Source organism: Marivita sp. S2033 (assembly GCF_046592965.1).
Taxonomy (GTDB): Bacteria; Pseudomonadota; Alphaproteobacteria; order Rhodobacterales; family Rhodobacteraceae; genus Marivita.
In genome coordinates this window covers 1-11,739 of sequence record NZ_JBISBV010000003.1, presented here as the reverse complement: position 1 = coordinate 11,739, position 11,739 = coordinate 1, and the positions used below count along the sequence as shown (strand labels likewise).

The following is an 11,739-nucleotide window of genomic DNA, read 5'->3' as shown; positions in this document are numbered from 1 at the left end:
CCGGTGTTGCCGCGTGACACTCGGTTTCCGCTCTGGCATCACCGGTGCCAGGGCAATGGGACGTACACGCGATGACCAATTCAATCGCCATCGGTCTGGGTATTCTGATCCTCGCAGGGATCGGGGCCGATCTTGTTTTGACGGGTGGCGAGGGGCTGCTTTTTCTGGCGCGCAAGGGTCTTGATTTACTGGAATGGATTGCCTTTTGGCGATAGACTGGCGAACCGGCTGGCTTGACAGGTGACCTGCCTTCTGATTGTTAGCGGTAACATGTCTGCAATCCAGCGACAGGGCGATCTGTCGAAACGAGCGAGGAGCCTTCTATGACCACCAAAGTTGCGATCAATGGTTTTGGCCGCATTGGCCGGAACATCCTGCGTGCCATCATCGAATCCAATCGCACCGACATCGAAGTGGTTGCGATCAACGATCTCGGCCCGGTCGAGACCAACGCGCACCTGTTGCAATATGACAGCGTTCACGGGCGCTTCCCGGTCGAGGTCAAAACCTCGGACGACAGCATCGACGTGGGCCGCGGCCCGATCAAGGTGACGGCCATCCGCAACCCCGCCGACCTGCCGTGGTCGGATGTCGATGTGGTTCTGGAATGCACCGGCATCTTCACCTCCAAAGAGGCGTGTCAGGCGCATCTCGACAACGGGTCGAGCCGCGTTCTGATCTCTGCCCCCGGCAAGGACGCAGATGCCACCATCGTCTATGGTGTGAACCACGACACGCTGACCAAGGACGACCTCATCGTCTCGAACGCGTCCTGCACCACCAACTGCCTGTCTCCTGTCGCCTATGTGCTGAACGAAGCGATTGGCATCGAGCGCGGCTTCATGACCACGATCCACAGCTACACCGGCGACCAGCCGACGCTGGATACGATGCACAAGGATCTCTACCGCGCACGCGCCGCGGCACTCAGCATGATCCCCACCTCGACCGGCGCCGCAAAGGCTGTCGGACTGGTGCTCCCCGAACTCAACGGCAAACTCGACGGCGTGGCGATCCGTGTGCCCACGCCCAACGTCTCCGCCGTCGATCTGACCTTCACCGCCTCGCGCGACACCAGCGTGGAAGAGATCAACGACGCGATCCGCAAGGCGGCTGATGGCAAGCTGAAGGGCATTCTGGGCTACACCGACAAGAAACTGGTGTCGTCCGATTTCAACCACGACCCGCATTCCTCGATCTTCCACACCGACCAGACCAAGGTCATGGACGGCACCATGGTGCGTATCCTGACGTGGTATGACAATGAATGGGGCTTCTCCAATCGCATGGCCGACACGGCCGTGGCGATGGGCAAACTCATCTGATCTTTCTCGACGCGGCAGGCCTCCGGGCCGCCGCGTCAGCCTTGCAGCCGATGCAAGGCGGCTTCTCGGTCCTGACGGTTGTGCTGCATTGCAGCATGACTATCTATTCTCTTGGAACGTTAGCGCAAACAAGCTGACGGAACAGGACCATAGACCAAGGAAAGGACTGACACATGGCTCAATTCATGTCTTCCATGCGGGACCGTCTTAGCAAACGGGCCGCGTATAACCGGACTGTTCGGGAAATTCGCGAAATGCCGATGGATATCGCGCTCGATCTAAACATCTATCCCGGTGACGCCAGAAAGATCGCCCACAAGGCGGTATACGGCAACTAGACCGGAAGGTCTTTCGCCATGACATTCGAGCCGCGCAATCCCGCGCGGCTTTGTCATGTCATGGACTGGAATTTCTCTACAAGCGCCCGGCGCACGGGGGCTGTGACGAACAGGTTCACGTCGCCACCGAGCCGCGCAATCTCCTTGACCAATTTGGATGCAATCGCCTGATGCCGCGCCTCGGCCATCAGGAACACCGTCTCGACCTTGTCATCGAGGGCACGGTTCATGCCAACCATCTGAAATTCATACTCGAAATCCGATACGGCGCGCAGACCGCGAATAATCAGCGTCGCGTTGACGTCATTGGCGCAGTCGATCAGCAGGTTTTCGAACGGGTGTACGACGATCTCGATCCCGGTCTGTTCGGACAGTCCGACACATTCGGCCTCGATCATGGCGACGCGCTCTTCCAGATCGAACAATGGCCCCTTGTCCCGGTTGATCGCAACACCGATGACAAGACGGTCGACCAGTGCGCTCGCCCTTCGGATGATGTCGATATGGCCCAGGGTGATCGGGTCGAATGTTCCGGGATAAAGTCCGATGCGCATGGGCGGTCTCCGAAAAATCTATGCGTTGCGCCTGTCTGGCATCAGAGCGCCCGGACATTCAAGTAAAACTGAGACTTCGGGCTAATGCCCCATGATCATGCCCTCAAGGGCGGTCTTCTCCATCGCAAGCTCGGTCAGGCGCGCCTTGACCACGTCACCGATGGTGATGATCCCGACCATCTTGCCAGCCTCGACCACCGGCATGTGGCGGAACCGGCCTTCGGTCATTTGAGTCAGGATATGCTCGGCATCGTCGCTGCGCACGCAGGTGACAAGCTCGGACGTCATGTAGGTATCGGCCTGGCCGGACAGGCAGCCCGACCCGTGCGCCGCCAGTTCCCGAACGATGTCACGCTCCGACAGGATGCCGAGCGCGGTTTCGCCGTCTTCGGAAATCACAACCGTACCGATACGGCGCTCGGAAAGTATCTGCGCCACGTCGGCGACGGTCGCTGTGGGCTTGACCGTGACGACCTCGTCGGTGGCCTTGCTTCTCAGAATGTGGTGCACTTGCATGATCTGTCCTCCGGTCCGGTGTTTTCTTAGCGTCCTCACCGCGCCGCGATAAGTCAAGTGTTTACAAGCAATCCCTCGAGCCTTGCGACCTCGGCGCGCACCCCCTGCACCAGCGCCTTGGCCACCCGGCTGATCCGGTCAAGGCGGCGGTCTTCGGCGTGGCGGACGAGGTAGAAACTGCGGGTGAACGACACCGCGTCCATCAAGAGCCGTTCGACACCGGGGGCAAAGGGCAACGCGAAATCATGCGCGATGCCGACGCCGCCGTGCTGACGCAGCAACTGGAGCTGCACGGACGCGGCGTTCGACGCCAGCGCCACGCGGTCGAGGTTTAGATCGCTCAGATAATCGAGTTCCTTGTCAAAAATCATGTCAGGAATATACCCGACGATCCGGTGCTGGTTCAGATCACCGACCGACCGGATCGGCGGCCGCGTCGCCAGATAGCTCTTGCTGGCCGCCAGATGCAGCCGGTAATCGGTGATCCGCTGAAACGACAGGCGCGTCGCGGTGGGCGGGCTGACGGTGATCGCCATATCCGCCTCGCGCCGCGACAGGTTGACCACGCGCGGCAGCGCCATGATTTGCAGATCGAGGTCGGGATTGGCCTTGGACAGATCGGCAAAAACCCGCGGCAGCACGAAATTCGCGCACCCGTCCGGCGCGCCGATCCGGATCTGCCCCGACAGGGTTTCCGCATCCCCCGTCAGCACCGAACTTGCGCCCTGCATCGCCTGCTCGGCCCGTTCCGCATGTGCGACAAGTCGGGTTCCGGCTTCTGTCAGCGCATAGCCTTGCGGGCTTTTGACGAACAGCGCCTGACCCACCGCCTCTTCCAGCCGCGCGACCCGGCGGCCCACCGTGGCCGGATCCATGCGCAGGGTCTTGCCCGCGCCCGACAGGGTTTCGCTGCGGGTGACGGACAGGAAAATTCGCAGGTCGTCCCAGCTCTGCACGGCCATCCCTTTGCATTTTTGCAAAACGCTTTTGGCACATTGCCTCTTTGTGGAGCATTTTTGCAAGGCTAGAGTGGTGCCAATCACCCCAAGGAGGATTCCATGCAAGAGTTGACCCACTACATCGGCGGCGAACACGTCAAAGGCACGTCAGGCCGTTTCTCGGATGTCTTCAATCCCGCAACGGGCGAAGTGCAGGCGAAATGCCCACTCGCCTCGAACGACGAGATCGCCAAAGCCGTCGAGATCGCCGCAAAGGCGCAACCGGCATGGGCCGCGACCAACCCGCAGCGCCGCGCGCGGGTGATGATGGCCTTCGTGAACCTGCTGAACCGCGATATGGACAAGCTGGCCGAGGCGCTGAGCCGCGAGCACGGCAAGACGATCCCCGACGCCAAGGGCGACGTGCAGCGTGGCCTTGAAGTGGTCGAATACTGCATCGGCGCACCCGAACTGCTCAAGGGCGATTACACCGACAGCGCCGGCCCCGGCATCGACATGTATTCCATGAAGCAGCCGCTGGGCGTCACCGCCGGTATCACGCCGTTCAACTTCCCCGCCATGATCCCGATGTGGATGTTCGCCCCCGCCGTGGTGTGCGGCAACGCGTTTATCCTCAAACCGTCGGAACGTGACCCCTCGGTGCCGCTGATGCTCGCCGAACTGCTGGAAGAGGCGGGCCTACCCAAGGGCATTCTGCAAGTTGTGAACGGCGACAAGGAAGCGGTCGATGCGCTGCTCGATCACCCGGTGGTGCAGTCGATCGGTTTCGTCGGCTCGACCCCGATCGCCGAGTATATCTATGGCAAGGGCTGTTCCAACGGCAAGCGCGTGCAGTGCTTCGGCGGCGCCAAGAACCACATGATCATCATGCCCGACGCCGACATGGATCAGGCCGCTGACGCGCTGATCGGTGCCGGTTACGGCGCGGCGGGCGAACGCTGCATGGCGATTTCCGTGGCTGTGCCGGTCGGCGACGAAACCGCTGACAAGCTGATCGAAAAGCTGGTGCCGCGGATCGAAAAGCTGAAGGTCGGACCCTACACATCCGGTGATGATGTCGATTACGGGCCTGTCGTCACGGCAGCCGCCAAGAAAAACATCCTTGGCCTGATCCAGTCCGGCGTCGATCAGGGCGCCGAGCTGGTGGTCGACGGGCGCGATTTCAGCCTGCAAGGCTATGAAGACGGCTTCTTCGTCGGCCCCCACCTGTTTGACCGCGTCACACCGGAGATGGACATCTATACCAAGGAAATCTTTGGCCCGGTCCTGTGTACCGTTCGTGCAGGCTCCTACGAGGAAGCGATCAAGCTGGCGATGGATCACGAATACGGCAACGGCACCGCGATCTATACCCGCGACGGCGATGCGGCGCGCGATTTCGCCAATCGGATCAATATCGGAATGGTCGGCATCAACGTGCCAATCCCGGTGCCGCTGGCCTATCACACCTTTGGCGGCTGGAAGAAATCCATGTTCGGCGACCTCAACCAGCACGGACCGGACGCGTTCAAGTTCTATACCCGCACCAAGACCGTGACCTCGCGCTGGCCGTCGGGCATCAAGGAAGGCGGCGAGTTCAACTTCAAAGCGATGGATTGATCCAGCGCAGTGATGAAAAAAGAAGGGCCGCCGCGTGCGGCCCTTTTGCTTTTTGCAACCATCCGCGCAATTGTGTTGAAAACATCATGCGGAGACCGCCATGCAGGAACCGGACTTCACCCTCGGAATCGAAGAAGAATACCTGCTTGTCGATCTCGACAGCTTTGCTCTGGCCGAAGCGCCGTCCCATCTGATGGACGACTGCGCGGCAGAGCTGGAGGATCAGGTCAGCCCGGAATTCCTGCAATGCCAGATCGAAATCGGCACCAAGGTCTGCGCCAATATCAACGAGGCCCGCGACGACCTGAAACGCTTGCGCAGCACCGTTGCGCGGTGCGCCAAGAAGCACAATCTCGCGCCGATTGCCGCCTCATGCCACCCGCTTGCCGACTGGAAAACCCAGACCCATACCGACAAGCAACGCTATAACGATCTGCAAAACGCGCTTGGCGGTGTGGTGCGGCGGATGCTGATCTGCGGGATGCACGTGCATGTGGGCCTCGGCGACGATGCACTTCGCGCCGATTTGATGGGCCAACTCGCCTATTTCCTGCCGCACCTGCTGGCGCTCTCGACCTCCTCACCCTATTGGCAGGGCGAAGACACTGGCCTTGCCTCCTACCGCATCTCGGTATTCGACAATCTGCCCCGCACCGGGCTGCCGCCGACCTTTGACAACTGGTCGGAATACGAACGCTCGGTGACGGCGCTGGTCGATCTGGGGTTGATCGAGGACAGCTCGAAAATCTGGTGGGATCTGCGGCCATCTGCACGTTTTCCGACTCTGGAAACCCGCATTATGGACGTGCAGCCCCGCATCGAGGACACGCTGACGCTGGCCGCGCTGAACCAGTGTTTGCTGCGCATGCTCTGGCGGTTGCGCATCCGCAACCAGCGCTGGCGGCGCTACGACCCGTTCCTGATCGCCGAAAACCGCTGGCGCGCGCAGCGCTATGGCGTGACCGACGGATTGATCGACTTTGGCCGTGGCGCGATTGTTCCGATGGCTGAACTTGTGGATGAAATCATCGAACTGATCGAAGAAGACGCGGGCATTCTGGGGTGCGCGCGCGAAGTGGACCGCGCCCGCGACATCGTTGCGAACGGCAACGCCAGCACCCGGCAACGGGCGGTGCTGACATCGGCCAAAGACGCCGGCGAAGATCAGGAGGGCCAGATGCGCGCGGTTGTCAGCCATCTCGTCGAGGCGTTTCACGACGGGCTCTAGTCGCCCCTTGCGGCGCTGCAAAACTCCTGAAACACTTGGCAATTAAACGCATGTTCAATTCACGACCCGGAAAGAAGGAGCATCGCGATGGATTTTGCCCTGAGCGAAGAGCAAAGCGCGATATTCGACATGGCCCATGCCTTCGGGCAGGAGCACATTGCCCCGCATGCCCGCGCATGGGAAGCCGAGGGCACGATCCCCAAGGATCTCTGGCCAAAAGTCGGCGAACTGGGTCTGGCAGGCATCTACGTTTCAGAGGAGAGCGGCGGCACCGGCCTGACGCGGCTCGACGCGACGCTGGTGTTCGAGGCGCTTTCGATGGCCTGCCCCTCTGTTGCGGCCTTCCTGTCCATCCACAACATGTGCGCCCGGATGATCGACAGCTATGGCAGCGACGAGATGAAAGCCCGCGTCCTGCCAAAGGCGCTGAGCATGGACACCGTGCTGAGTTACTGCCTGACCGAACCCGGTAGCGGCTCCGACGCCGCCGCGCTGAAAACCCGCGCCGAACGCAACAACGAAGGCTACACGCTGAACGGCACCAAGGCGTTCATCTCGGGTGGTGGCTATTCGGATGCCTATATCGCGATGGTGCGCACCGGAGAGGATGGCCCGAAAGGCATCTCGACCGTTCTGGTCGAAGACGGCACGCCGGGTTTGAGCTTTGGCGGGCTCGAAGACAAGATGGGCTGGCGCAGCCAGCCGACACGACAGGTGCAGTTTGACGATTGCAAGATCGGGGCGGAAAACCTGCTGGGCGAGGAAGGCCAGGGCTTTCGCTACGCGATGGCCGGGCTTGACGGCGGACGCCTCAACATCGCCGCCTGTTCACTGGGGGCCGCGCAGGCCGGGCTTGACGCGACCCTCGCCTACATGGCCGAGCGCAAGGCATTCGGCAAATCCATCGATCAGTTCCAGGCGCTGCAATTCCGTCTGGCCGACATGGAGATCGAGCTTCAGGCCGCGCGCGTCTTCCTGCGTCAGGCCGCATGGAAACTCGACACTGGCACGCCGGATGCTCCGAAATTTTGCGCCATGGCCAAGAAATTCGTCACCGAGACAGGCAGCAACGTGGTCGATCAATGCCTGCAACTGCATGGCGGTTATGGCTATCTTGCCGATTACGGCATCGAAAAACTGGTGCGCGATCTGCGCGTGCATCAGATCCTCGAAGGCACGAACGAGATCATGCGCCTGATCGTTGCCCGTCAGATGCTGGCGGCGTAACCGCTTCTTTGGGCTTGAAATACCTCGGGGGAGGCGCAGCCGGGGGCAGCGCCCCCTTTTACGCTTAAGACAGGCACGGACCTTATGACAGATATCCACATCCGCCATGACGGCCACGCCGGCCGTATCACATTGAAGCGCCCCAAAGCGCTCAACGCGCTGACCTATGACATGTGCAGCGCCATAGAATCCGCGCTTTGGGCATGGCGCGCCGATCCCACCGTCAAGCTGATCCTGATCGACGCCGAAGGGGACAAGGCGTTTTGCGCAGGTGGCGATATCGCCGAGATGTACGCCACCGGCATCAAGGGCGATTACGCCTACGGCCAGCGCTTCTGGCGCGACGAGTACCGCATGAACGCGCTGATCGCCGAATATCCCAAACCGGTGGTCAGCTTCATGCAGGGCTTCACGATGGGCGGCGGCGTCGGTGTGGGGTGCCACGGCTCACACCGTGTGGTGGGCGACACCAGCCGCGTCTCGATGCCCGAATGTGGCATCGGCCTGATCCCGGACGTGGGCGGCTCCCATCTCCTGGCGCATGCGCCGGGTCGCTTGGGAGAGTACCTTGCGCTGACAACCGAGCGTATGGGTCCGGGCGATGCGATCCAGGCCGGATTTGCAGATCTCTACCTGCCCGAAGATCGCTGGGACGGTATGAAAGCCACGCTTTGCGCCTCGGGCAATGTCGGCGCGCTGTCCAAGGCGGCCAAGCCCGCCCCGAACGCGCCGCTCGGTGACGCACAGGCGCAGATCGACGCGCATTTCGGTGCTGGATCGCTCTCGAAGATCGCCGCAAGCTTGCGCGACAGCGACACCGACTTCGCGGCGCGCACATATGCAAAACTGTCGCGCAACGCCCCCCTGTCGATGGCGTGCACGCTTGCCATTCTGGACCGGCTGCGGAGCGACAAGCTCGATATTCGCGGCGCGCTCGACCTTGAGTATCGTTTTACCTCACGCGCGATGGAGGCGGGCGATTTCCTCGAAGGCATTCGCGCCGCGATCATCGACAAAGACAAATCCCCCAAATGGCGGCATGATCTGAACACCGTTCCTGCCACCGATATCGAGGCGATGTTGCGCCCGGTGTCGGAGGAGCCGCTGACATTTGAACAACAGGAGTGAGCAATGAAGATCGGATTTATCGGACTGGGAAACATGGGCGCGCCGATGGCGGCCAATCTGGCGCAAGCCGGGCATGACGTATCCGGGTTCGACACGCAAACAGTCACGGTGAACGGCGTCACGACCGCGTCGAGCGCGACCGAGGCCGCCCAGGGTGCCGACGTGGTGATTACCATGCTGCCCAACGGGGACATCCTGCGCGCGGTGGCCGCCCAGATCATCCCCGTGATGAAATCGGGGGCCGTGTTCCTTGATTGCTCGACCGTCGATGTCGACAGCGCCCGCGAGGTCGCCAAAGACGCGGAGGCCGCCGGGCTGTTGCCACTTGATGCGCCGGTATCGGGCGGCATTGGCGGCGCGACTGCCGGCAGTCTGACCTTCATGGTAGGGGGCAGCGACAAGGCTTACCAGACCGCCCTGCCCCTGTTCGAGATCATGGGCCAGAAATCGGTGCATTGTGGCGCGTCCGGAAACGGTCAGGCCGCCAAGATCTGCAACAACATGATCCTTGGCGTCACCATGATCGCCACCTGCGAAGCCTTCGCGCTGGCCGACAAGCTGGGTCTTGACCGGCAGGCGATGTTCGATGTGGTCAGCACGTCCTCGGGCTATAGCTGGTCGATGAACGCCTATTGTCCGGCCCCCGGCATCGGACCCAAAAGCCCGGCGGATAACGATTACACCCCCGGATTCGCCGCTGAATTGATGCTCAAGGATCTCCGCCTCAGCCAGCAGGCCGCCGAGGCATCGGACGCTGATACGCCGATGGGAGAGGCCGCAACCGATCTTTATCGCCGCTTCGTCGAAGAAGAGGGCGGCAAAGGGCGCGATTTTTCGGCGATGCTGCCGCGTTTCGAAAGCCGTGGTAGAAGCTGAGTCTGAAAAGCAGGATTGATCTGTGTCATATTCCGAAAATTGAAGGTATTGTATCCTGAGCGGGAATCGTCATCAGGAGATTGATATGTTCAGCAAAAATATGGGAACCACGGATCGCGTCTTGCGCGTGATTGTCGGTCTCGCCTTGCTCATCGCGTTTTTCATGGGCGTCGGCGGAAACCTGAGCTGGCTGTTCCTCATCGGGATCGTGCCTCTTGTCACGGGCCTGTTGGGGTCCTGCCCGGCCTACACGCTCTTCGGGATCAAGACCTGCTCCAAACCCTGAGGCAATTGTGGCGGCGTTGGAAACAGTGCCGCCGCGGTATCTCAAATTTACCTAAATTCCTACGCAACTATGCCGTCTTACTCCGCGATACCAAGGCAGATTTCTTGGTTAACAGTAAGACGGTATCCCCATGCCCCTCGCGCAAAATCTGCCCATCAACACCTCGGCAACCGCCTTGCAGATGGCGAACAACGTGTTTGGCGCAGGCATCACCGTCAACAGCGCCACCTATAGCGGTGACAACCAATCATCGGGCATTTACACCAACGGCGATGCGGTCTCACCGGTTTTGACCCCCGGCGACACTGGCGTGATCCTGTCAACCGGGCGCGCCACGGATGTCACCAACAGCCCAAGATGGTGGGATCCGAACAACACCAATTTCAGAGGCAACACGTCCACGAACACGTCAGGCGTGGACGGCGATGCCGATTTCAACGCCATCGGCGGCGCCTCGACCTTTGATGCGTCGTTCCTCGAGGTCAATTTCACCCCGGACGGCGATTATCTCACGCTGGATTTCGTCATCAGCTCGGAAGAATACCCCGAATATGTGAACTCGCAATTCCTCGATGTCGTCGGCATCTGGGTGAACGGAACCCAAGCGACCGTCAATGTCGGCTCAGGTCAGGTGTCGGTCGGCAACATCAACGGCAGCACGGCCGCCAACCTCTATAACGACAACACCGGCGACCAGTTCAACACCGAGATGGACGGCTTTACCGTCACCCTCAGCGTCGTAGCGCCGGTCAACGCGGGCGTCGCCAACACGATCAAGATCGGCATCGCCGATGTGTCCGACACCAGCTACGATTCCAACCTGCTGATCGCTGGCGGTTCTGCGCAATCCAACCTTGTTGCCGACGACGACACGCTGAACATCGGTCTGAACTCCACCAAGGTGATCGACGTTCTGGCCAATGACAGCACCACGTCCGGCACGATGACGATCACCAAGATCAATGGCATCTCCGTGGTCGCAGGCGATTCCGTCACGCTGACCTCGGGTCAGACTGTGACACTGAATGCCGACGGCACGTTTACCGTGGTCGCAGACGGCGACACCGAAACCGCCTATTTCAACTATACCGTGGAAAACGGCCTTGGCGGCTCTGACACCGGCATCGTTCAGGTCACCCAGATGCCCTGCTTCGTTGCCGGATCCTTGATAGACACGCCAAACGGCCCCGTTCCGGTCGAGAATTTGCGTGCCGGCGATCTGGTGACGACGCTGGATGATGGCGACATGCCGATCTGCTGGGCCGGATCGCGAACGACGATTGCCGACGGAGACTTCGCGCCTGTGTTGATTTCAGCAGGCAGTTTCGGCGCGCTCGAGGATGTGCTGCTGTCACCGCAGCATCGCGTTTTGGTCCGCGACATCTGGGCCGACCTGCTGTTTGGCGAACCCGAAGTGCTTGTCAAGGCAAAGGATTTGGTCAACGGAACATCCGTGCGGCGCGTGATGAACGGCGCACCGGTCACCTATGTGCATCTGCTGTTCGAGCGCCACCAGATCCTCACGACATCCGGTCTGCCGTCAGAAAGCTATCTGCCCGGCCCGATGATGTCCAAGAGCTTTGACGCCGAGTCGCAGGCTGAAATTTTTGCGCTGTTTCCGGATCTTGAAGACATGTCTTCACGCGGATGGCAGGCCGCGCGACCGATCCTGAGGTCACACGAAGCGCGCGCCCTTCAGGCGC

13 protein-coding genes are annotated in these 11,739 nt (G+C 60.9%); 10 read left to right on the top strand and 3 right to left on the bottom strand.

Annotation, left to right across the window (positions count from 1 at the left end):
• Positions 1-71 precede the first annotated feature (71 nt).
• The 3 genes from ACGKZZ_RS06765 to ACGKZZ_RS06755 all read left to right on the top strand — a co-directional run bounded on the left by ACGKZZ_RS06765 (position 72) and on the right by ACGKZZ_RS06755 (position 1,663).
• Positions 72-215 carry a hypothetical protein gene (locus tag ACGKZZ_RS06765; protein ID WP_411222749.1) on the top strand — a complete coding sequence of 48 codons (144 nt, stop codon included), beginning with the start codon at positions 72-74 and terminating at the stop codon, positions 213-215.
• A gap of 108 nt (positions 216-323) precedes the next feature.
• A complete protein-coding gene (gene gap, locus ACGKZZ_RS06760) occupies positions 324-1,325 on the top strand; it encodes a type I glyceraldehyde-3-phosphate dehydrogenase (protein WP_411222748.1) in 1,002 nt (333 codons plus the stop codon).
• Positions 1,326-1,498: 173 nt separating this feature from the next.
• Positions 1,499-1,663, top strand: coding sequence for a hypothetical protein (locus ACGKZZ_RS06755; RefSeq protein WP_411222747.1), 165 nt, complete (start codon positions 1,499-1,501; stop codon positions 1,661-1,663).
• 53 nt (positions 1,664-1,716) lie between these two features.
• Here ACGKZZ_RS06755 and coaD read toward each other — a convergent pair whose 3' ends face one another.
• The 3 genes from coaD to ACGKZZ_RS06740 form a co-directional block, all read right to left on the bottom strand.
• Positions 1,717-2,217, bottom strand: coding sequence for a pantetheine-phosphate adenylyltransferase (gene coaD / locus ACGKZZ_RS06750; protein ID WP_411222746.1), 501 nt, complete (start codon positions 2,215-2,217; stop codon positions 1,717-1,719).
• An 81-nt stretch (positions 2,218-2,298) separates the two neighbouring features.
• Positions 2,299-2,733 (bottom strand): CBS domain-containing protein, encoded by a 435-nt coding sequence (locus tag ACGKZZ_RS06745; protein ID WP_411222745.1) that lies wholly within the window; start codon positions 2,731-2,733, stop codon positions 2,299-2,301.
• 53 nt (positions 2,734-2,786) lie between these two features.
• Positions 2,787-3,695 carry a LysR family transcriptional regulator gene (locus ACGKZZ_RS06740; protein WP_411222744.1) on the bottom strand — a complete coding sequence of 303 codons (909 nt, stop codon included), beginning with the start codon at positions 3,693-3,695 and terminating at the stop codon, positions 2,787-2,789.
• Positions 3,696-3,791: 96 nt separating this feature from the next.
• On the opposite strand from ACGKZZ_RS06740, the gene ACGKZZ_RS06735 reads away from it, so the two are divergent.
• From ACGKZZ_RS06735 to ACGKZZ_RS06705, 7 genes are all read left to right on the top strand, one after another.
• Positions 3,792-5,291: a CoA-acylating methylmalonate-semialdehyde dehydrogenase gene (locus ACGKZZ_RS06735; protein ID WP_411222743.1), complete on the top strand. Its 1,500-nt coding sequence runs from the start codon at positions 3,792-3,794 to the stop codon at positions 5,289-5,291.
• Positions 5,292-5,391: 100 nt separating this feature from the next.
• The gene (locus ACGKZZ_RS06730) at positions 5,392-6,519 is read left to right on the top strand and encodes a carboxylate-amine ligase (protein WP_411222742.1); all 1,128 of its coding nucleotides are present in this window, start codon (positions 5,392-5,394) and stop codon (positions 6,517-6,519) included.
• A gap of 87 nt (positions 6,520-6,606) precedes the next feature.
• Positions 6,607-7,746 (top strand): acyl-CoA dehydrogenase family protein, encoded by a 1,140-nt coding sequence (locus ACGKZZ_RS06725; protein WP_411222741.1) that lies wholly within the window; start codon positions 6,607-6,609, stop codon positions 7,744-7,746.
• 84 nt (positions 7,747-7,830) lie between these two features.
• Positions 7,831-8,874: an enoyl-CoA hydratase/isomerase family protein gene (locus ACGKZZ_RS06720; RefSeq protein ID WP_411222740.1), complete on the top strand. Its 1,044-nt coding sequence runs from the start codon at positions 7,831-7,833 to the stop codon at positions 8,872-8,874.
• Between the two features lie 3 nt (positions 8,875-8,877).
• The gene (mmsB, locus tag ACGKZZ_RS06715) at positions 8,878-9,750 is read left to right on the top strand and encodes a 3-hydroxyisobutyrate dehydrogenase (RefSeq protein ID WP_411222739.1); all 873 of its coding nucleotides are present in this window, start codon (positions 8,878-8,880) and stop codon (positions 9,748-9,750) included.
• An 85-nt stretch (positions 9,751-9,835) separates the two neighbouring features.
• A complete protein-coding gene (locus ACGKZZ_RS06710) occupies positions 9,836-10,036 on the top strand; it encodes a DUF2892 domain-containing protein (RefSeq protein ID WP_411222738.1) in 201 nt (66 codons plus the stop codon).
• Between the two features lie 130 nt (positions 10,037-10,166).
• The coding region (locus ACGKZZ_RS06705) for a choice-of-anchor L domain-containing protein (protein ID WP_411222737.1) at positions 10,167-11,739 on the top strand (1,573 nt) is incomplete at its 3' end.

Coding starts and splice junctions, on each gene's coding strand:
- ACGKZZ_RS06765 (WP_411222749.1), top strand. CDS start 72: ATGACCAATTCAATCGCCATCGGTCTGGGTATTCTGATCCTCGCAGGG.
- gap (WP_411222748.1), top strand. CDS start 324: ATGACCACCAAAGTTGCGATCAATGGTTTTGGCCGCATTGGCCGGAAC.
- ACGKZZ_RS06755 (WP_411222747.1), top strand. CDS start 1,499: ATGGCTCAATTCATGTCTTCCATGCGGGACCGTCTTAGCAAACGGGCC.
- coaD (WP_411222746.1), bottom strand. CDS start 2,217: ATGCGCATCGGACTTTATCCCGGAACATTCGACCCGATCACCCTGGGC.
- ACGKZZ_RS06745 (WP_411222745.1), bottom strand. CDS start 2,733: ATGCAAGTGCACCACATTCTGAGAAGCAAGGCCACCGACGAGGTCGTC.
- ACGKZZ_RS06740 (WP_411222744.1), bottom strand. CDS start 3,695: ATGGCCGTGCAGAGCTGGGACGACCTGCGAATTTTCCTGTCCGTCACC.
- ACGKZZ_RS06735 (WP_411222743.1), top strand. CDS start 3,792: ATGCAAGAGTTGACCCACTACATCGGCGGCGAACACGTCAAAGGCACG.
- ACGKZZ_RS06730 (WP_411222742.1), top strand. CDS start 5,392: ATGCAGGAACCGGACTTCACCCTCGGAATCGAAGAAGAATACCTGCTT.
- ACGKZZ_RS06725 (WP_411222741.1), top strand. CDS start 6,607: ATGGATTTTGCCCTGAGCGAAGAGCAAAGCGCGATATTCGACATGGCC.
- ACGKZZ_RS06720 (WP_411222740.1), top strand. CDS start 7,831: ATGACAGATATCCACATCCGCCATGACGGCCACGCCGGCCGTATCACA.
- mmsB (WP_411222739.1), top strand. CDS start 8,878: ATGAAGATCGGATTTATCGGACTGGGAAACATGGGCGCGCCGATGGCG.
- ACGKZZ_RS06710 (WP_411222738.1), top strand. CDS start 9,836: ATGTTCAGCAAAAATATGGGAACCACGGATCGCGTCTTGCGCGTGATT.